The organism is Pseudonocardia sp. Ae717_Ps2, from assembly GCF_001932475.1.
GTDB lineage: Bacteria > Actinomycetota > Actinomycetes > Mycobacteriales > Pseudonocardiaceae > Pseudonocardia.
Window position 1 is genome coordinate 1 of the sequence record NZ_MCIS01000002.1, and the last position, 20023, is coordinate 20023.

General features: G+C 69.0%; 20 protein-coding genes and 4 pseudogenes. 19 read left to right on the forward strand and 5 right to left on the reverse strand.

Features of this window, described 5'->3' with window-relative positions:
- The 5 genes from Ae717Ps2_RS37520 to Ae717Ps2_RS29180 all read left to right on the forward strand — a co-directional run.
- The coding region (locus Ae717Ps2_RS37520; protein ID WP_369804886.1) for an SCO6880 family protein at positions 1–861 on the forward strand (861 nt) is incomplete at its 5' end.
- Positions 762–1994, forward strand: a complete 1233-nt coding sequence (locus Ae717Ps2_RS29165; RefSeq protein ID WP_143510577.1) for a hypothetical protein — start codon at positions 762–764, stop codon at positions 1992–1994. The genes Ae717Ps2_RS37520 and Ae717Ps2_RS29165, both read left to right, overlap by 100 nt.
- A gap of 160 nt (positions 1995–2154) precedes the next feature.
- Positions 2155–3921 (forward strand): type IV secretory system conjugative DNA transfer family protein, encoded by a 1767-nt coding sequence (locus Ae717Ps2_RS29170; protein WP_075334409.1) that lies wholly within the window; start codon positions 2155–2157, stop codon positions 3919–3921.
- Positions 3881–4432, forward strand: coding sequence for a DUF4913 domain-containing protein (locus tag Ae717Ps2_RS29175; RefSeq protein ID WP_075334410.1), 552 nt, complete (start codon positions 3881–3883; stop codon positions 4430–4432). The genes Ae717Ps2_RS29170 and Ae717Ps2_RS29175 overlap by 41 nt, the downstream gene beginning before the upstream one ends.
- A gap of 90 nt (positions 4433–4522) precedes the next feature.
- Positions 4523–5560, forward strand: a complete 1038-nt coding sequence (locus Ae717Ps2_RS29180; protein WP_075313345.1) for a C40 family peptidase — start codon at positions 4523–4525, stop codon at positions 5558–5560.
- 110 nt (positions 5561–5670) lie between these two features.
- Here the strand turns inward: Ae717Ps2_RS29180 and Ae717Ps2_RS29185 are convergent, their stop codons facing one another.
- Complete coding sequence (locus Ae717Ps2_RS29185; RefSeq protein ID WP_075334444.1) at positions 5671–7083, reverse strand: gluconate:H+ symporter; 1413 nt, start codon at positions 7081–7083, stop codon at positions 5671–5673.
- A 190-nt stretch (positions 7084–7273) separates the two neighbouring features.
- Between Ae717Ps2_RS29185 and Ae717Ps2_RS40580 the strand changes: the two genes are divergently transcribed.
- The 11 genes from Ae717Ps2_RS40580 to Ae717Ps2_RS29240 all read left to right on the forward strand — a co-directional run bounded on the left by Ae717Ps2_RS40580 (position 7274) and on the right by Ae717Ps2_RS29240 (position 11619).
- Positions 7274–7594, forward strand: a complete 321-nt coding sequence (locus Ae717Ps2_RS40580) for a WhiB family transcriptional regulator (protein WP_075334445.1) — start codon at positions 7274–7276, stop codon at positions 7592–7594.
- Positions 7595–7670: 76 nt separating this feature from the next.
- A complete protein-coding gene (locus Ae717Ps2_RS29195; RefSeq protein WP_075334411.1) occupies positions 7671–7988 on the forward strand; it encodes a hypothetical protein in 318 nt (105 codons plus the stop codon).
- Positions 7989–8119: 131 nt separating this feature from the next.
- Positions 8120–8959 carry a ParA family protein gene (locus Ae717Ps2_RS29200; protein ID WP_075334412.1) on the forward strand — a complete coding sequence of 280 codons (840 nt, stop codon included), beginning with the start codon at positions 8120–8122 and terminating at the stop codon, positions 8957–8959.
- Positions 8956–9393, forward strand: coding sequence for a hypothetical protein (locus Ae717Ps2_RS36510; RefSeq protein ID WP_143510583.1), 438 nt, complete (start codon positions 8956–8958; stop codon positions 9391–9393). Before Ae717Ps2_RS29200 ends, Ae717Ps2_RS36510 begins: the two co-directional genes overlap by 4 nt.
- A 132-nt stretch (positions 9394–9525) precedes the next feature.
- Positions 9526–9711, forward strand: a complete 186-nt coding sequence (locus Ae717Ps2_RS29210) for a hypothetical protein (RefSeq protein WP_075313340.1) — start codon at positions 9526–9528, stop codon at positions 9709–9711.
- Positions 9712–9843: 132 nt separating this feature from the next.
- Complete coding sequence (locus Ae717Ps2_RS29215; protein WP_075313340.1) at positions 9844–10029, forward strand: hypothetical protein; 186 nt, start codon at positions 9844–9846, stop codon at positions 10027–10029.
- Between the two features lie 132 nt (positions 10030–10161).
- Positions 10162–10347, forward strand: coding sequence for a hypothetical protein (locus Ae717Ps2_RS29220; RefSeq protein ID WP_075313340.1), 186 nt, complete (start codon positions 10162–10164; stop codon positions 10345–10347).
- Between the two features lie 132 nt (positions 10348–10479).
- A complete protein-coding gene (locus Ae717Ps2_RS29225) occupies positions 10480–10665 on the forward strand; it encodes a hypothetical protein (protein ID WP_075313340.1) in 186 nt (61 codons plus the stop codon).
- A gap of 132 nt (positions 10666–10797) precedes the next feature.
- A complete protein-coding gene (locus Ae717Ps2_RS29230; RefSeq protein WP_075313340.1) occupies positions 10798–10983 on the forward strand; it encodes a hypothetical protein in 186 nt (61 codons plus the stop codon).
- A 132-nt stretch (positions 10984–11115) separates the two neighbouring features.
- Positions 11116–11301, forward strand: a complete 186-nt coding sequence (locus Ae717Ps2_RS29235) for a hypothetical protein (protein WP_075313340.1) — start codon at positions 11116–11118, stop codon at positions 11299–11301.
- Between the two features lie 132 nt (positions 11302–11433).
- Positions 11434–11619 carry a hypothetical protein gene (locus Ae717Ps2_RS29240; RefSeq protein WP_075313340.1) on the forward strand — a complete coding sequence of 62 codons (186 nt, stop codon included), beginning with the start codon at positions 11434–11436 and terminating at the stop codon, positions 11617–11619.
- Between the two features lie 339 nt (positions 11620–11958).
- Here the strand turns inward: Ae717Ps2_RS29240 and Ae717Ps2_RS29245 are convergent.
- A pseudogene (locus Ae717Ps2_RS29245) lies at positions 11959–12837 on the reverse strand (IS256 family transposase); the annotation flags it as partial.
- On the opposite strand from Ae717Ps2_RS29245, the pseudogene Ae717Ps2_RS29250 reads away from it, so the two are divergent.
- From Ae717Ps2_RS29250 to Ae717Ps2_RS29260, 3 pseudogenes are all read left to right on the forward strand, one after another.
- A pseudogene (locus tag Ae717Ps2_RS29250) lies at positions 12833–13681 on the forward strand (IS256 family transposase); the annotation flags it as partial. The pseudogenes Ae717Ps2_RS29245 and Ae717Ps2_RS29250 sit on opposite strands and share 5 nt — an antisense overlap.
- 23 nt (positions 13682–13704) lie before the next feature.
- Positions 13705–14082: pseudogene (locus Ae717Ps2_RS29255) on the forward strand (transposase family protein); the annotation flags it as partial.
- 853 nt (positions 14083–14935) lie between these two features.
- A pseudogene (locus Ae717Ps2_RS29260) lies at positions 14936–15502 on the forward strand (transposase family protein); the annotation flags it as partial.
- Between the two features lie 231 nt (positions 15503–15733).
- On the opposite strand, the gene Ae717Ps2_RS29265 reads toward Ae717Ps2_RS29260, so the two are convergent.
- From Ae717Ps2_RS29265 to mobC, 3 genes are read right to left on the reverse strand one after another with little or no spacing between them, the layout of a single operon-like run.
- The gene (locus Ae717Ps2_RS29265; RefSeq protein ID WP_075334414.1) at positions 15734–17836 is read right to left on the reverse strand and encodes a hypothetical protein; all 2103 of its coding nucleotides are present in this window, start codon (positions 17834–17836) and stop codon (positions 15734–15736) included.
- The gene (locus Ae717Ps2_RS29270) at positions 17833–19401 is read right to left on the reverse strand and encodes a relaxase/mobilization nuclease domain-containing protein (RefSeq protein ID WP_075334415.1); all 1569 of its coding nucleotides are present in this window, start codon (positions 19399–19401) and stop codon (positions 17833–17835) included. Before Ae717Ps2_RS29270 ends, Ae717Ps2_RS29265 begins: the two co-directional genes overlap by 4 nt.
- Positions 19398–19631, reverse strand: coding sequence for a plasmid mobilization relaxosome protein MobC (gene mobC / locus Ae717Ps2_RS37525; RefSeq protein WP_075334416.1), 234 nt, complete (start codon positions 19629–19631; stop codon positions 19398–19400). The genes Ae717Ps2_RS29270 and mobC overlap by 4 nt, the downstream gene beginning before the upstream one ends.
- Positions 19632–20023: the final 392 nt, after the last annotated feature.

Here is a 20023-nt window from a genome sequence, read left to right on the forward strand (position 1 = left end):
GGGCTGTCGGTGTCGTGGGCGATGGTCGAGGCACCTCGCCAGTCGGTGATGGACCGCGTGCTGGTTCCGCTGCTGGCTGCGGGCCCGTTCGCGCGGCGGATGACCCTGCTCTACGAGCCGCTCTCGGCCGGTGCCGCCGCCGACGAGGTCGAGCGCGAGATCACCAACACCCAGGTCCGTCGGATGTGGGCGCACAAGACCAAACGCGACGAGACCCAGCGTGACCGTGACGATCTCTCGCGCGCGGTGCAGAGCGCCCGCGAAGAGGCCGAAGGCGCCGGCGTCGGCCGGTTCACCCTCTACGTGACCACCACCGTCTTCGACGCCGAGCAGATGCCCGCCGCGACCGCCGACGTCGAACAGCGCGCCGGGCAGGCCAAGGTGCGGCTGCGGCGCCTGGCGCGCAGATCACCGGGTTCGCCGCCTCCCTCGGTCTCGGGATCAACCCAGCCGAACTGGCCCGCCGCCCCCGCAAATGACCCACCGGTGCGCCTCGCTCACCTGCCTGACCAGGAGCCTTCCGTGACCACGATCTCCCTGCCCCCACAGCAGCAGCGCGACCCCGGTGCGCCGTATCGCGGTCGCCCGGTGCCCCGGGCTCTGGGTGGGCGCTGCCCGGTGCCGGTCGCGGCGAGCGCCGAGCCCGGGGTGATGTGGCAGGGCACGACCACCCAGGTGTGCGGGATGTTCCCGTTCGCGGTCAGCTCGGGTGCGGCACCGCCCGGGTGCCCATCGGCCATCACATGCACACCGCCGAGCCCGTGGGACTCGACCCGGCGGAGTGGCTACGCCAGGGGCTGGTGTCCAACACCGGCATGTGGATCCAGGGCCAGCCCGGCATCGGCAAGTCGACGATCGTGAAACGCCTGATGACCGGACTGGTCGCGTTCGGGTTCACCGCCGTGGTCCCCGGTGACGTCAAGGGCGAGTACACCCGCCTGGTCGAGCACCTCGACGGCCGCGTGTGGCGGATCGGGCGGGGCCTGCACTCGCTCAACCCGCTCGACGCGGGCCCCCTGCGGGCCGCGCTCGCCCAGACCAGCGGCGACGAACACGCCCGGCTGGCGGAAACCATCCGTGCCCGGCGGCTGTCGCTGCTCGAAGCGCTCGTGGTCATTGTGCGCCGCGCCGAGATCAGCGTGACCGAACGACGTCTACTCGGTGCCGCACTCGACCTGTGCGTGGATGGCACCACCGTCGGCGAGGAGCCGATCATCCCCGACGTCGTGCGGATCCTGGTCAGCCCGCCCGCGCTGCTGCTCGACATCGCTGCCTGCGACTCCAAGCTGGCCTTCCGCCGCGACGCCCGGGACCTGGTCAACACCTTGGAGCTGCTCTGCGCCGGCGCGATCCGGGGCCTGTTCGACCGCCCCTCCTCGATCACGGCCGACCTCGACACCCCGGCGTTGTCGCTGGACATCTCCGCCCTCGACGACGACGAGGACGAAGTCGTGGCCGCAGCGATGCTCTCGTCCTGGGCGTGGGCGGCCGCGGTCATCGACGGCTCGGCGGCGACGGGCCGACACCGCAACATCTTCCGCATCCAGGACGAGCTCTGGCGCGCGCTGCGCGTCGCCCCCGGGCTGGTGGAACGCTCCGACCGGGTCACCCGCTTGGGCCGCCACCGCGGCGAGATCTCCGCGCAGGTCACCCACTCCCTCGACGACCTCGAAGCACTACCCACCGAGGCCGACCGAGCCAAGGCCCGCGGCATGGCCCAACGCAACGGCGTCATGGTGCTCGGCGGCATGGCCGACAAGGAACTCGCCGCGATCAACGAGATCAGCCCGCTCACCGCAGCCGAGGCCGCGATGGTACGGGCCTGGGCCGCACCGCCGACCTGGATGACGGGCAGCACCCACCCCGGCCGCGGCCGGTACCTGATCAAGTCCGGTGAACGGATGGGACTACCCGTCGCCCTGTCACTGATGCCCAGCGAACGCGACCTCTACAACACCGACACCGCCTGGCAGCCCCGCACCGGACACGCCTGATGAGCACGCCTACGCCGCCGATCCCGTGGCAGCAGCTGGCCGTCCCCCTGATCGGGCTCGGGGCCCTCGGTACAGGGTTCGCGGCTACGACGTGCTGCTGGGTAGCAGCCACCGCCGCGGCCGAGGCTGCCCCGGGCTTCGGGGGCCGACGCTGCGGGCGATGGTCTCCGCCGCCGGGACGGGCACCCTCGACCCCCTGATCGGGGTCGACGGCTCGCGCCCGGTGTTCTGGTCCGTGCTGGCCGGGGGGTTGGCTCTCCCACTCGGCCCCATCGCCGGCGGCGGGGTATGGATCGGTTCCCGCTCGGCTCGGCGCAGCGAACCGCGCTCGGTGATGGCAGGGCATCGCGCCACCCGTGACATGCGCGGTCGTGCAGCGCGGAAGCGAGCACAGCAGCTGCGGCCCTCCCTGGCCGGCCTCGACCGCATCGACAACCGGGACCTGGGGCTGTGTCTGGGGCGCCGGCTCGGCGGCGTCGGCGAGTCGCGGCTGCTGCATGCCTCCGAGGAAGACGTGATGCTCATGATCGCCGGGCCGCGGTCGAACAAGACCTCTGCCCAGGTCGTGCCCGCGATCCTCTCCGCGCCCGGCCCGGTCATTGCGACCAGCAACAAGGTTGACGCCTACACCTTGACCATCGGGCCGCGCGCCGAGCTGGGCCGCTGCTTCGTCGCGGATCCTCAGGGCATCGCCGGGGTCGAGCAGAGCTGGTGGTGGAACCCGCTCGCCGACATCAAGGACCTGGCCGACGCCGGGTATCTGGTCTCCCACTTCTCCCGCACTGTCGGTGCCGGCAACTCCAACGACGCCAACCCCTTCTTCACCAGAGGCGCCGAGCGGCTGCTCACCCAGCTCGTTCTGGCCGCCTCATGCAGCACCGGCAAGAGCCTGCGCGACGTCCGCTCATGGCTGGCCACCCAAGCCAATGAACCGGTCGGTCTGCTGGAGGCCGGCGGCTTCACCGAGATCGCGGAGGGCCTGCGGGGTCTGCAGGAAGCACCGGCAGAGACTCGCGGCGGCCTGTTCGAGACCGCGCTGACAGCCCTCGGCTCCCTGGAGTCCGAGGCCGTCGCCCGCCTGATCACCCCGCCCTCGACGTGGCGGGAACCACCCCGGGGACCGGTCGAGGAGTTCGACCCGTGGCGATTCCTGGTCGGCTACCAGACCGACAGCTCCGGTAACCCGGTCCCCCGCGACACCCTCTATCTACTCACCTGCGAAGGCGCCGGCAGCGGTGCCCCGGTCGTCGCCGCCCTGGTCGATCACCTGCTGCGCATCGCCGCCCAGGCCGCCACCGCCCAGGGCGGGCGACTCGATCCCCCGCTGCGCCCGGTACTGGACGAGGCCGCCAACGTGTGCCCCATCGCGAACCTTCCCGACCTCTACTCCTACTTCGGGTCGATGAGCATCCAGGTCATGTCGTTCCTACAGTCCTACCAGCAGGGCGTCGCGGTCTGGGGCAAGTCCGGGATGGACAAAATGTGGTCAGCGGCCACGATCAAACTGGTCGGCGCCGGAGTGCAGGACCCCGAGTTCGCACGCTGGATCAGCGACCTCATCGGACCACTGGAGGTACCGACCTACTCCCACCAGTACGGCCGCGGCGGAAGATCCACATCGACGTCGATGCGGGAGAAACCGGTGATGACTGTCGCCGACGTGGGCTCGCTCGACAAACGCCACGCCATCCTGCTCTCCACCGGCCGCCGCCCGGTGCTGCTGGAACTGATGCCCTGGTACCGCGAAGACGACGCCGACACGATCAGCGCCCACGCCGCCGAGGCCACCGCCCAGGTCCGCCAATCGGCGGTGACCGCGCTCGGCCCCCGCAACCCACTCGCCCAGCTCCTCGCCGCCCGCGAGCACGACCCCCACAGAGGAGGCCATGATCGGCCCGGATCCCAGCGGCGACCTCGCACCCGGTGACTGGGCGGCGATACTCGCCGCACTTACCCAGCTGCGCACGGAGAACGCGACTCTCACCGCCCGACTGGGAGAACTCGACCACCGAGTCGAGAACATCGAGGGGGCCTTCGACGCGATAGAGGACGCCCCGCCGGACACCGGGCTGGACATGCGTGAACTCGTCCCGTGGGTACGCGACCACATCGCCCAGCTGCTCGAACGCCGGCTGCCGCAGAACAAGGGCCGCCTGCGGTGGTGTCGTAGCTGGTGGCTACACCCGGAGGCGATCGCACGCTTCGACGCGCTGCACCGCTCCTGGACCGAAGCGACCGACGCCAGCCGGGGCAACGCCCTGGCCACCTACTACGACCACCTCGACCGCCAGCTCGCGACCTTGATGGACGAACACGGCCCGTTCAGCGCCTGCGAAGGCGGACACCACGGCACCGAGCGTTTCGTGACCAAGCTCGGGCAGCTCGACCCGCCGGCGGAATACTTCGACGTCTTCGACGCGAAGATCGACCACATATAGCCAGCCTCAACCATACGGCGGTAGCACTGGGAAGCAGGAAATATCATCCATATGTATCTAATGTAGTCACCGAAATGATACGTTTTGCTGGTGCGTGCAGCTGCGGCCAGCGGGGCCCTCGCGCTCGGTGTGGTCCTGTCCCTCGGGTTCCTCCTGATCGTGGCCGTGGCAGGTGACGGCGGCCGGCTCGTCCCTGGCCTACCCGGTGTGGTGTGCGCGCCGCCGGGAGCCGATCCAGCGCAGCTGATCGAGGGACTCGGCCCCGAGCAGGTCAGCAACGCCGGACTGATCGTGGCCACCGGAGTCGAAATGGATGTCCCGCGGCACGGGCGGGTCATCGCGTTGGCGACCGCGATGCAGGAGTCGAGCCTGAAGAACCTGGCCAACTCCAACGTCCCCCAGTCGCTCGAACTGCCCAATCAAGGCGTCGGCAGCGACCACGACTCAGTCGGGTTGTTCCAGCAGCGCGAGGCCGGCTGGGGCGACGTCGCCACCCGGATGGACCCGCGCCAGTCCGCCCGCCTGTTCTACAACGCGCTCCTACAAGTCCCCGGGTGGGAATCGCTGCCCGTCACCCGAGCCGCCCAGCTGGTCCAGATCAGCGCGTTCCCCGATGCCTACGCCAAGTGGGAGCAGGTCGCCGCCACCCTCGCGGGGGCGTTGGAAGGGGTCGAGTGCGGGCCGCAGACCAGCTCCGTCCCTGCCGCCGATCCACAGATCCAGCGCGTCGTCGACCGCGCCATGTCCCAGCAAGGCCAGCCCTACGTGTGGGGCGGTGGTGACGCCAACGGGCCGACCCGCGGCGGGTTCGACTGCTCCGGGCTCATGGTCTACGCCTTCGCCGAGATCGGCATCGGCGTGCCCCACCAGACCCAGGCCATCTGGAACTCCTTCCAGCCCGCGATCACCGACCAGGCCGCGATCCAGCCCGGCGACATGGTGCTGTTCTCCTCCAACGGCCAGCCCGGCGGCATCCACCACGTCGGCCTCTACCTGGGCAACGGGCAGATGCTGCACGCCCCCGAAACCGGCGACGTAGTCAAGATCGAGCCCGACATCTGGTCCCACACCTACTACACCCAGGAATTCATCGGAGCTGTCCGCGCGACGAACCCCACCGCGGCATGACGTGTGCCCGGCACTGGGTCCCGCGCCTGCCGCTCCTCGACGACTCCGAAGTCAACGAAACATTGACGGCACTCTTCCTCTTCTCGGCCTGGCTCGGCTGGCCGAGGAGCTCAGGTGAGGGTGCCGAGGGCGAATACCGCGCAGGCCAGGGTGAACCCGACCAGGGAGATGAGGGTTTTGATCACGCTCCAGGTGCGGAAGGTGGTGGGGACGTCCATACCGAGTAGGCGCCCGATCATCCAGAAGCTGGCGTCGTTGACGTGGGGGAAAATCGAGGACCCGGCGGCGAGTGCCAGTACGACTGCGACGGTCTGAACGGGTCCGAGCCCGGCCGCGACGACGGAGGCGCCGAGGAGCCCGGCGGCGGTGGTGATGGTGACGGTCGCGGTGCCGAGCGCGATCCGCAGGATCGCTGAGACCGCGAACACCGAGACGATCACGGGTAGGCCGGTCGCGCTCAGGGTCTTGGCGAGTGCATCACCGATACCGCTGGCGATCAGGACCGCGCCGAACATGCCGCCGGCGCCGGTGATGAACACGACCGACGCGATCGGTTTGAGAGCGTTGTCGAGCAGGTCTTCCACGACCGCTGCGGGTTGACCGCGTCTGGTGCCGAGTACGTGGCTGGCGATGAGCACGGTGATCAGCAGTGCGATCGGGGTCGACCCGATGAACATCACGATTTCTGCCCACGCTGCTGCGTGATCGATCGTTCCGGTCTTCCCGAGAGTGGCGACCGTGGTGTTCGCGAAGATCAGCACCAGTGGGAGTAGCAGCAACGCGACGACCGTGCCCGGCCGCGGCGGTGGTGGCGGCGCTGTGCCGTCGGCGGCGTGGTCGACCAGTGGCCCGCCGGTCAGCAGGTCCGGGACCGGGAGCACGATCCGCTGCCCGATCCAGACGCTGTAGAGGTACGCGCCGAGGTACCAGGTCGGGACAGCGACCAGGACGCCGATCAGGATCACCAGGCCGACGTCAGCGCCGAGTAGCACAGTCGCCGCGACTGCCCCTGGGTGCGGTGGCAGGAACACGTGCACCGTGGACAATGCCGCCGCCGCGGGCAGAGCGTGGATCAACACACCGCCGCCGACTCGCCGGGCGATCGTGAAGATGATCGGCAGCATCACCATGAACGCGGCATCGAAGAAGATCGGGAACCCGAACAACAGCGACACCACACCCAGCGCCAACGGTGCCCGTTGTTCGGTGAACCGGGCCACCAAGGCATCCGACAACGCCCGCGCGGCCCCGCTGGTCTCGGCGAGCCGTCCGAACATCGCGCCGAGCCCGACCAACAGGGCGACCTCCCCGAGGGTCGTCCCGAAACCGTCGACGAGGACATCGAGTACCGCGCCCGGTGGGATCCGGGCCGCGAACGCCGTCGCCGCAGACACGACGATCAACGCCAGCAGTGGGTGCACCTTGAACCGGATGATCGCCACCAGCAGAACAGCGATCGCCCCCACCGCGATACTCAGCAGCCCGCCGGTGCTCAACGGTGAGACCCAGTTCTCCACCACCAGCTCCTGTCCACGCAAGAGGACCTGTTCGAGACAAGACGCCACGAGGACACCGCTGTCCTCTCGGAAACACTTCGAGGACGAAGACATCCTGCCGCACCAGAACGGCGCCGGCCAGCTACAGAGCGAAGCCACCTACACCGAGTGACCCCTGGGGACGGTGGCGGTGGGGACGTATGGCACCTTCCGCGACATGAAGGCTCGGTCATCCTGCTCTCCCCAGAACGCGGAGGTGCTCCAGAAGGCTGTTTCCCGATCGTGGTGGGGGCAGGCTGCGTGCGTCTCGATGGACACCGAGATGTTCTTCCCCAGCCCTCACAAGACCGGGGCAGATGCCGCCGCGAAGCAGACGTGTGCAGCGTGTCCGGTCAGTAGGCAGTGTTTGGAGCACGCCTTGTCCGTGGGGGAGTACTACGGGATATGGGGCGGTCTGGCAGCTCACGAACGTCAGAGGCTCCCCAGATGGGGCCCTCAGGGCGGGGTGACCCGCGAGTCGAGATCCCAGGCGGGGTAGCGGCTGAGCGCCCCATGAAGGTGACGTCACCCCAGACACCCTGGTCAACAAGCCACAAATTGCGCACAGTTAGCACATGAACACCCACCGCGACACCTCCCGCGATCGTCGACCCACGCGGGCCAGCCCCGGCAGCTATTCAGCCTCTACTGAGAGCAGCGATGAGGTCGCCACCATCGTGTTCACCAGAGCCGCGCTCGACGACGCCCTGCGCACCCCGCCTCGTCGTACTGACCGGCGCCGCACCGACCGACGACGGCAACAAGACCAGCACCGCGCCGCCGCCTCGGCAACCGCACCGACGCCAGCGAACCAGGGCTCCTGGCTCGCCCTCGTTGTCCTTGGGCTTGTCCTGGTGATCGTCATGCTGGTCATCACCATCACCTGGACCTGACCACCATCACACCGGGCTCTACACCAACCACGACGTGACCGAACACCGCTTCAACCGACTCCCCTCTCCCATACACGCGTATTGAGGCGTGGATATTGAGTATGGGCAGGTATGGATCTAGGGTCTCGGTCATGCGGATATATGCGGTGGCGAACCAGAAAGGCGGGGTCGGGAAGACGACCTCGACCATCAACCTCGGGCGCGCACTCTCAGAACTGGGGCGTCGGGTGCTCCTGGTGGACTTCGACCCCCAGGGACACCTGACGGAGGCGATCGGTGCTCCAGCGGCGCCGGCCGAAGGCGCGAACCTGGCACGAGCGCTACTGGGACAGTGGTCCGGCGAGCTCGGCGACCTGCTGCACAAGGTGTCCGACAACCTTTTCGTGCTGTGCACCAGCGACGACATGTTTCTGCTGGAACCCCAGATGTACGCGCGGACCGGGCGGGAACAGCTACTTTCGCGGTTCCTGGACGCGCTGACCGACGTGTTTGACGACGTCGTGATCGACTGCCCTCCCAGCCTGGGCGCAATCAACGACTCAGCGCTGGTCGCGACCCGCCGACGCACCACCGGCGGCCACTCCGAGGTCACCGGGAAGATCATCATCCCGGTCGGGGCCGAGGACTCCAGCATCCGCGCGCTGCGCCTGCTCCTGCGCCAGGTCCGCACGCTGTGTGAAGCACTGAACATCGAACTGAACATCGCAGGCCTACTGGTAAACCTCTACGACGCTCGCCGCGGCAAGGTCGCCACGACCACTCTGGAGGCGTTCAAGAACCACCCGCTCGGCGTGGTCGAAGTGATCCACGACCGTGCGAAGGTCCGCGACTCCTGGCGCGAACGCACACCGCTGATGGATTACGCGCCCGACTCCGAGAACGCCGAGGCATTCCGCAACCTCGCCCGCCGACTGGCCGTCAACGAGATCCCTGGCACGACGGCCGGAGCGACCACGGCGGTGACGGCATGAGCAAGAACTACCCACTGCCACCGCCAGACATGAGCGACACCGACCCCGACGCGGTGCTGCGGCGGCGCATCAGCATCCCCGACTCAACCACGCCCACACCTGCTCATACACCATCCAGACCTAGCCATACACAGGAAGACCCGAGTCCGCATCAAGCACGGAAAAGCAAGGAAGGTAAACGCGCCCAGCCCGATCCGGTCGGGATGCGACGAGTGTCGCTGTACGTCACCGAGGAGGCCGCCGACGCGTTGGAGACAGCAGCAGGCCAGGTACTCGCCACCCTGGGCGGCAACACGCCCCGCCACCTCGCACTCTCCGCGCTGCTGATCGCCGGCGCCGACCAGACACAGCCGGTCACCCGACACCTCGCCGCGCAGCAGGCCACCGAACTCACCGCCCGCCTGGCCGCGCTCCAGCAGGTCAACGACACATAGCCTCCACCGACCCACACACAGACACACACGGCCATACACGCCCGTACCTCCCCATTCCCGGAAGATGGGCGAGGTACGGGGCGCCCATGAAAGCGGGGATCGCTGCAGGCCACCGAGGAGGCCGCCGACGCGTTGGAGACAGCAGCAGGCCAGGTACTCGCCACCCTGGGCGGCAACACGCCCCGCCACCTCGCACTCTCCGCGCTGCTGATCGCCGGCGCCGACCAGACACAGCCGGTCACCCGACACCTCGCCGCGCAGCAGGCCACCGAACTCACCGCCCGCCTGGCCGCGCTCCAGCAGGTCAACGACACATAGCCTCCACCGACCCACACACAGACACACACGGCCATACACGCCCGTACCTCCCCATTCCCGGAAGATGGGCGAGGTACGGGGCGCCCATGAAAGCGGGGATCGCTGCAGGCCACCGAGGAGGCCGCCGACGCGTTGGAGACAGCAGCAGGCCAGGTACTCGCCACCCTGGGCGGCAACACGCCCCGCCACCTCGCACTCTCCGCGCTGCTGATCGCCGGCGCCGACCAGACACAGCCGGTCACCCGACACCTCGCCGCGCAGCAGGCCACCGAACTCACCGCCCGCCTGGCCGCGCTCCAGCAGGTCAACGACACATAGCCTCCACCGACCCACACACAGACACACACGGCCATACACGCCCGTACCTCCCCATTCCCGGAAGATGGGCGAGGTACGGGGCGCCCATGAAAGCGGGGATCGCTGCAGGCCACCGAGGAGGCCGCCGACGCGTTGGAGACAGCAGCAGGCCAGGTACTCGCCACCCTGGGCGGCAACACGCCCCGCCACCTCGCACTCTCCGCGCTGCTGATCGCCGGCGCCGACCAGACACAGCCGGTCACCCGACACCTCGCCGCGCAGCAGGCCACCGAACTCACCGCCCGCCTGGCCGCGCTCCAGCAGGTCAACGACACATAGCCTCCACCGACCCACACACAGACACACACGGCCATACACGCCCGTACCTCCCCATTCCCGGAAGATGGGCGAGGTACGGGGCGCCCATGAAAGCGGGGATCGCTGCAGGCCACCGAGGAGGCCGCCGACGCGTTGGAGACAGCAGCAGGCCAGGTACTCGCCACCCTGGGCGGCAACACGCCCCGCCACCTCGCACTCTCCGCGCTGCTGATCGCCGGCGCCGACCAGACACAGCCGGTCACCCGACACCTCGCCGCGCAGCAGGCCACCGAACTCACCGCCCGCCTGGCCGCGCTCCAGCAGGTCAACGACACATAGCCTCCACCGACCCACACACAGACACACACGGCCATACACGCCCGTACCTCCCCATTCCCGGAAGATGGGCGAGGTACGGGGCGCCCATGAAAGCGGGGATCGCTGCAGGCCACCGAGGAGGCCGCCGACGCGTTGGAGACAGCAGCAGGCCAGGTACTCGCCACCCTGGGCGGCAACACGCCCCGCCACCTCGCACTCTCCGCGCTGCTGATCGCCGGCGCCGACCAGACACAGCCGGTCACCCGACACCTCGCCGCGCAGCAGGCCACCGAACTCACCGCCCGCCTGGCCGCGCTCCAGCAGGTCAACGACACATAGCCTCCACCGACCCACACACAGACACACACGGCCATACACGCCCGTACCTCCCCATTCCCGGAAGATGGGCGAGGTACGGGGCGCCCATGAAAGCGGGGATCGCTGCAGGCCACCGAGGAGGCCGCCGACGCGTTGGAGACAGCAGCAGGCCAGGTACTCGCCACCCTGGGCGGCAACACGCCCCGCCACCTCGCACTCTCCGCGCTGCTGATCGCCGGCGCCGACCAGACACAGCCGGTCACCCGACACCTCGCCGCGCAGCAGGCCACCGAACTCACCGCCCGCCTGGCCGCGCTCCAGCAGGTCAACGACACATAGCCTCCACCGACCCACACACAGACACACACGGCCATACACGCCCGTACCTCCCCATTCCCGGAAGATGGGCGAGGTACGGGGCGCCCATGAAAGCGGGGATCGCTGCAGGCCACCGAGGAGGCCGCCGACGCGTTGGAGACAGCAGCAGGCCAGGTACTCGCCACCCTGGGCGGCAACACGCCCCGCCACCTCGCACTCTCCGCGCTGCTGATCGCCGGCGCCGACCAGACACAGCCGGTCACCCGACACCTCGCCGCGCAGCAGGCCACCGAACTCACCGCCCGCCTGGCCGCGCTCCAGCAGGTCAACGACACATAGCCTCCACCGACCCACACACAGACACACACGGCCATACACGCCCGTACCTCCCCATTCCCGGAAGATGGGCGAGGTACGGGGCGCCCATGAAAGCGGGGATCGCTGCAGGCCACCGAGGAGGCCGCCGACGCGTTGGAGACAGCAGCAGGCCAGGTAGGGCCTTACCCGTGCGTGGGCGGTGTTGATGGCCTTCTGGTTCGCTGACAGGGGCCGGTAGCGGCCGGTGTCGAGGTCACGGCGACGGCGGCGGTGAGGGACGGTGATCGCGGGGCCTCCGCCCTGGTATGCGGTGTCAGCGAACGCCTGCGAGCAATCGTCAAGACCTGTGGATGAAGATCTTTAGGCGGCTTCCGGTTGGTGGTGGTCGTCGGGTCGTTCAACGAGTCGTCCGGCTTCGAAGACTGCTCCGGCGCGGACGAGCGCGACCAGGTGCGGGCCGTTGACCGCGCGCCAGCGGTCCTGGGCGGCTTCGATCAGCTTGAACGCCATCGCCAGCCCGGCCGCCCGGGATCCCGGCCCCTTCGTGATCTTCGTGCGGTGCCGGACGGTGGCGAAGGTGGACTCGATCGGGTTGGTGGTGCGTAGGTGCTGCCAGTGCTCGGCCGGGTAGTCGTAGAACGCCAGCAGCTCGTCGAGGTCATCGGTGATCTTGGAGACCGCGTTGGCGAACTTCGCGCCGTAGGTGGTCTCGAAGGACTTCACGACGTCGAGGGCGTGACGGCGGTCCTCGGCGTTCCAGATCTCGGCCAGCGCCTTCTTCGCCCCGGGTTGGGCGGAGCGCGGCATGGCGCCGAGCACGTTGGCGATCTTGTGAAACCAGCACCTCTGCTCCCGCGTGGCCGGGAAGACCTCGCGCAGCGCGCCCCAGAACCCCAGCGCGCCGTCGGCGATCGCGAGTACCGGGGCCCGCATGCCGCGACGCGCGCAGTCGCGCAGCAGGTCTGCCCATGACTCGGTCGACTCGCGGTAGCCGTCGGCGAGAGCGACGAGTTCCTTGCGGCCGTCGGCGCGGACCCCGATCAGCACGAGCAGACACAGCTTGTGCTCGGCGAGGCGGATGTTGACGCGGATCCCGTCGGCCCACAGGTAGACGTAGTCCACTCCGGACAGGTCGCGGGCGGCGAAGGCGCGTTGCTCGGCCTTCCAGGTCTGGGTCAGCTTCGTGACTGTGGCCGCGGAGAGCCCGGCCGTGGAGCCGAGGAACTGCCCCAGCGCGGGCCTGTCCTCATCGACGATCACCAGGCTGACCGAGACCTGGAAGACCGAGCAGCAGGCGTTCTCCCACCGGGACCTGTCCAGGGTGGACTACGTGTACGTGTGGGCCGAGGGCATCCACGTCACCATCGGCCTCGCCGAGCACAAGTTGTGCCTGCTCGTGCTGATCGGGGTCCGCGCCGACGGGCACAAGGAACTCGTCGCCCTCGCCGACGGCTACCGCGAGTCGACCGAGTCCTGGGCGGACCTGCTGCGCGACTGCGCGCGGCGCGGCATGCGCACCCCCGTCCTGGCCGTCGGGGACGGCGCGCTCGGGTTCTGGGGCGCGCTACGGGAGGTGTTCCCCGAGACCCGTGAGCAGCGCTGCTGGGTCCACAAGACCGCCAACGTCCTCGCCGCACTGCCCAAGAGTGCGCACCCGGGGGCGAAGAAGGCGCTGGCAGAGATCTGGAACGCCGAAGACCGCCGCCACGCCCTGGACGCGGTACGCGCGTTCGAAGCCGCTTACGGGGCGAAGTTCGGCAAGGCCGCCGCGAAGGTCACCGACGACGTCGATGTACTGCTCGCGGTCTATGACTTCCCCGCTGAGCACTGGATCCACCTGCGCACCACGAACCCCATCGAGTCCACGTTCGCGACCGTCCACCACCGCACCCGGGTCACCCGCAGGCCGGGCTCACGCGCGGCCGGGCTGGCGATGGCGTTCAAGCTCATCGAAGCCGCCCAGGACCGCTGGCGCGCGGTCAACGGCCCGCACCTGGTCGCGCTCGTCCGCGCCGGAGCAGTCTTCGAAGCCGGACGACTCGTTGAACGACCCGACGACCACACCCACACCGAAGCCGCCTAAAAGATCTCCATCCACAGGTCTTGACGATTGCTCGACGGCCGGGCCGCGAGCACGACACCACCTGCGCCCGCGCCCATCCCGAACTGCTGCCCGCCCTCGACGCCTGGACCGACCAGCAGCACGTCACTCTCCCCGACCTGGGCTACGAGGGCGAGACCACCCGACTGGCCTGCCCGATCACGAAGAAGCCCCACAGACCAAACGGCGACCGGCTCAACGTCGACCAGCAGACGGTGAACATGCTCCACTCCGCCGTCCGGGCCACCACCGAGCGCGGGAACTCGCTACTCAAGACCACTCTCAAAGCGCTACGCCGGGTCAGCCTGCGCCCGTGGCGGATCGGCCACATCGCCGCCGCCGCGCTCGTCCTTCTCCACATCGAACACGGCCGCACAACATGATCAACCGCCTACCGGGAAAGGCTCAGTGAGCGTTTTTCATCCTGGTTGACGACACCAAGAGACAGGCGCTCGCTAACAGCGGAGGTGCGCGCGTGGATGCTCCTACCGCAGGTCATGCGGGCGATCATCCGGCGGGGGGACACCGCGGGAGCGTCGCTGTGACCTGCACGAACGGCAGGCTGGAAAACACTCAGTGGACATCACGCACCCACCACAACCCGACCGCATTATCGCGGAGTCGAGAAATGCAACTCCACCCGAACAATCCTGAACGTCATATCCCGATCATACGGAGGGACCGACCACTGCATCCGCTGAATATCATCGATAGCATTCATCACAGACACCGTACGCTCATTCCGCGCGAAGCCATCCTCCTGCTCCATCGTCACCGTCAAATACGCAGTAGCACGAGGCGGAACATCGAAACTCACCGACGTCACATTCCGAGCCCGATCAATATCCATCGCATCAGGACACATCGCCGGCCACGCCGCATCCTCACCCGGACACCGCATCACATGATCAACACCCGCATACGCAGGAGACGCAGGAAGAACCAACGACCCCGCCACCACCGCCCCCATCACTCCCACCGACACAGCCACCTGACGCGCAAACTTCCGAATCCTCACTCACCAACTGAAACCCGACACTTCAACCACTGTCAAGATCCACACTGTGCGGCCCGCGCCACTCGCGACCTGATGCGCCGCACCGCGTGTTTTTACGCTGAGCCTTTTCCATCGTGAGTTCGCTGGTCAGCGGCCCGTTGGGGGGTAGCGGGGCTGGGTGAGGCTCCCGGTAGGACAGCAGTCGACCAAGATCGACCATCCTGACCGGGAGCCTCGTCGTGTTGTCCTACCCTGCTGCGATCGCGTTGTCGACCCACACACTCACCCAGCTCAGCACGCTGATCCGGCGCCGTCGGCGGGATAGCACGGGTCGGTGGTGGCGGCTCACCGCAGGCCACCAGGCCCTGCTCGTCCTCGCGTATCTGCGCAACGGTGACACCTACGCCCGGCTTGCTGTCGGGTTCGGGGTCGCGATCAGCACCGCCTGGCGCTACGTCCACGACACCCTGTCCCTGCTCGCTGCGCGGGCCGAAAACATCGACCAGGTCAGCCATCGAATCGGGGCGCTGGCCTGGGTACTGCTGGACGGGACCCTGGTCCCGATCGACCGCGTAGCCGGGCAACGCCGTTTCTACTCCGGGCGCCATCGCCGGCACGGGATGAACGTCCAGGTCCTCGCTGATCCGTTCGGCCGACTGATGTGGGCGGCCCCACCGTTACCGGGGTCCACCCACGATCTGACCGCCGCCCGCCGTACCGGCGTCATCGAGGCTGTCACCAGCCAGAACATCCAGGCGTGGGCGGACAAGGCCTACCAAGGCGCCGGGAGCACGGTCAGGACCCCCACAGCAGCGTGCTGTGACCGATCGGCAAGGATCGGTCACAGCACAACCACGCCATCGGTCACAGCCACTCCCGAGCAAAACCCCAGTTCACAGCCCCACAGCACACCGCTGTGACCAATGTGCCCGCTGCGACCGATCAACCCAGACACCCCCCACCTCAGACTCCCTCCCCACTCCCTCGGGCTGTGCGCCCCGGGCGCCCGGCCCGCTTCTCGGTCAGACCCGCCCGGCTCAGCGGGTCGGGCGGGGCCCCCGCGGGAGCTGCAGCGGCTCGAACCTCGGCGGCGACTGCACCTCGGCCCGCCCCGGCCGCGCCGCCCTCGCATCCGGGACTGCCGCATCCGGGACGGTCGACGGCGGCCGGTGCGCGACCTCGACACGCAGCGCGGCCGCGGTCGGTGCCCCGGTCTCCTCGGCGTGGGCCAGCGCGCGATCCCGGTCGGCGCGGCGCTGCTCGGCACCGGCCTCGACCTCGGCCTGGCCGATGAGTTCCTCTCTCGGCCGGGTATCCGGGTCATCGAGCGTCCGAGCCTGCACCTCTGCCCACTCCTCAGCCTGATCAGCACGACCCCGCGCCCCGTCGGCCCGGTTGAACCGCATCCACACCTCTCCCGGGTCCGGGGCGAGCAGGATCTGCTCGATGTAGTCGTCGTCCTCGACCGTCCCCGCCCCACGCGCCATCTCCAACGCGGCACGATCGACCGCGTTGGTCGGATCGAGCTGGTAGATGTCGAACGGCGGCTCCGGCACGCCGTCACACATCTCCTCGGTGATCACACCATTCGACGACGCCCCGTACCCCCTGCTCGCCTCCCGCACCCGGGCAGCATGGGCGGCGTCGCGGCGCGACCGCTCCGACTCGCCCGCCTCCGCGGCCTGGTGCTCGCGGAACTCGATGCCGCGCCGCAGCACCGACTTCACGTACGAGGCCGGGGTCTTCCGCGACGAAAGACGCGACTCGACCGACAGCGCGGTCTGCGTGAGTTCCTGCGCGATCGGTGCGCCCTGCTCCTTCCACACGAGTAGCTGCTTGGCCAGACCAGGCCACGCCCGACAGCTGATCACCGCGTCTGCGGACCGCCCGGAGAAGTGCCGACGGATCATCCGCTCGGCCTCCCCCAGATCGGATCCGCTCCGGTGGATCCCGGCCGCGGTCTCCCCCGCCGCCCGGCCCGGCTCATAGGTACTCGGCCCACCCGTCGGAACCGAGCGGGCGCGCTCCTCCACCACCGCCCGCAGATACGCCGCGGGATACTGGGCTTGGCTGATCTTCTCCGCCGGAAGATCCGCTAGCAGAGCATCAAGATCCCGGCCGGCGAAGCGCAAATCAGTCAGTTGCGCCCGCAGCTGATCGAAGTACTCACTCCGCAGCACCCCGTCGCGTGCAACACCCGCGTCCCTCAGACCTCTGTCCAGCGCCTCATCGACTTCCCTGGCCACGACCGGATCGACCGGATCAGCGTCGACAACCTGCAACTGGTCAGCCGTCCGCTGCACCATCCGGTCCACGAAGTCAGCCAGCAGATGCCACTCCACAACCTCGTACTGCTGGCGAACCGCACCAAGATCGAGCCGCCTCACGACATCGGTCATCGAGTATCCGCGGTCCTCCAACCCGCGCAGCCTCGTGGCCAACCTGTCGATCGCCCCGTACCTCTGCTCTTCGGAGCCGCCATCCCCATTCCAGTACGGGCTGGGCGTCATCACCGCCGCAGCCAAATCGAAGTCGTTCGGCCAGACCTCACACAGGTTCCCCCACACCCGCACCCGCAACTGCCAGGGTTCCTCACGCACCTCCGTGCGGGCGTGCACGGCCCGCATGTGTCCGTAGGTGCCCAGCTCGCCGAGGTCTTTGAGGGTCCGCTGCTCTCCCTCGGTGACCTCGTCACGCAACCGCAGAGCAGTCTCCTTGTCCGCGACCACGAACACCGACAGCTTCTTCTCAGCAAGCCAGCCGTCCGCCCACAGACCCCATGCACCGTGCATCCCCGACGGGGAGTCCTCCGGCATCGGCCCCGTCGTCGTGTGCACCACCCAGCCGAACTGCTTCTCACCGCTTGTCTTGTCCTCGAAGCTGGACGGGTCGCGTCGTCGCGCCGCCTGGAACGCGGACTCGTCGGCCTCAACCATCGCCCGCACCCACGGATCGAGGTCGTTCGAGTACCGCTGGGTCGCCCGTGCAGCCGCCCACTCCTGGCTCCACGCCGCCCGCTCCTGGTTGACCCGGTACTGCCGTACCGCGTTCGCGGTCACCAGCATGAACTGCGTCCATGCCTGCACCTGGTCCCGACCGAGACCGAGCAGCGGAACGTCCTGGTCGACCGGCCCCGTCACCGTCCTCTCCCTCGCCTCTGCTTCTCCTGATACGTCGGCTCGTGAAGTCCCGACGACCTCGCCGGCCCCGTCGCCGACGCCGGCGGGCGCTGCCCAGCCGATCGGGCCGCGCCTCCGCGGGCCGGCCCGCTCGCGGCCGCTCGTGCCGCGCTACTGCGGGCCGATGCCTGCAGCGCTCCGCAGCTGCGGTGCGCCGCCCGGGCCTGCGCAAGCCGTGACTGCGTCTCCCGCAGTGTTGCGATCTCGGCGACCAACGTCGCCAGCGCCAGCACCAACCGGGCCCCGTCGCCCTCACCGTGGCGGCCCACCGTTCGCACCGACGCCAGCCGCCACGCCGACTGCCGCAGCACCTGAGCCACCGGCGACCACCGTGCTGGCAGCACCTGCTCCGGCACTCGGGCCGCTCGGTCGAGGTCGTTGCCCGCCTCCCTCCGGACCCGCCCGTCCGGGTCCTGACGGCCCGTTACCACCCCCACCGCGCAGAGCATGTCCCCGGCCGCGTGCGCGATCCCGTCGGCACCCACCCCGGTCTCGCCCGATGCCAACGTCGCGGTGGCATGCTCCATCGACGAGACCGCATCATCGATCGCCGCCACCCGCTCCTGCGGACTCACCGACGCCCGATACGTCCGCCCCGGAGCACCACCCACCACCGGTGCCGGCGGCGGCGCCGAGCTCCACCGCCGCTCCAGGTTCGGCAACGACAGGTCTCGGGCCAGCGTCCGCCCGGAGAACCACACCGGCTGCCCCGCCGCGGTCAGATCACCCGGCGCGGCGACCGAGTAGCCCACCATCGCCGCACCTTGCCCCGTCGCCGGCTCCTCCGAGCTGCGGGCGCGCACCAGCACACCGAGGTCCTTCAACGCAGCCACGAACCCCTCCGGGTCCCTGGCCTGTACCGCCGCGACCCGCGACATCCGTCGCAGCCACTCCCGCGAAGTCTCCTCCACACCCCGGCGCAGCGCCTTCTCCTGCTCGGCCTGCGTCGGCCCGGTCACCGAGCTGCGATCCGCAGCCGCCGTCGGCGTCAACCCCAGCTTCCGCTCCCAGTCCCGGCACGTCTCGCGCGCCCGGACGAAGTCCCGGAACGGGTGCAGCCGCTTCCCGGACTCCTGACGCACCAGAACCGCCGCGACGTGCACGTGGTCATCGGCGTGCCGGATCGCGACCCAACGACAGCCATCGAGCTCACCCCGTGCCGCGATCCCAGTGCGATCCATCAGGTCCTCGACCACCTGAGCCCACTGCGCATCCGACAACACCGGATCACCCGGCGCGTTGCGCAACGAGCAGTGCCACACCGGCCCCCGCCGCACCCGGCCGCCGGCCTCGGCGCGCGGCTCCCGCAACCCGACCCCCGCCGCGACCGCCGGAGCACCGACCGCATCGACGAGACCGCGCAGATCCCATCCACCGGCGACGTCCTGCGCCGGCTGATACTTCTCCGGCGCCCCGTCCCAGCTCGCGACGACCCGCTGCCCGGTGTGCTCGTTGAACCGCCCCGGCCCCATCAGGTAACGGACCAGCCCCTCGACCCGCCAGCCACGGCTCACCTTCGCGATCACCGTCGGCTCCCCGACCGCCGCAGCTGCGCCGCCGCACCGTTGACCTGCCGGTCCACCTCGGCCACGGTCCGGTCGACCCGCTCCACCAACCGCGCCACCATCGCCACGACCTGCCCCACCGTCGACTCGAGCACCCCATCGGTGTTCGCGACCCGAGCGATGTCGTTGAGGTTCCCCCCGATGTTGCGCAGAACCCGCCGATCCTCCATCAACTCCGAACGCAGCCCCATCAACTCCTGCATCCGCGCACCAGCCGAACCCGCCGAGACCCGCCCACCAGGAACCACCGGTTCAGGCGGCTCCGCCGCCCGAACCGCCGCCTCACCCACCCACGCACCCGGAGCCATAGCCGCCGACGCAGCAGCCACCTCGACTCGAGCCATCTCCCAATCCGAGAACCAGACAGTCGTCCGGTGCGGACGCCCGCCTTCAGCCCGAGATCGGCGAGTTCGGCCAGCCAGAGACATCCAGACCCCCTCCACTTCCGGCCGAGAATCTCACACCGCCACCCCCTGTCAGTGTTTTCTCCGAGAAAACACCTAACTTGCTCCGCCGCAGGCGGACACCCACCCCGCTCCGCCGCAGGCGTCGCGGTCACCTACCGTCGACCAGACCTACCCGT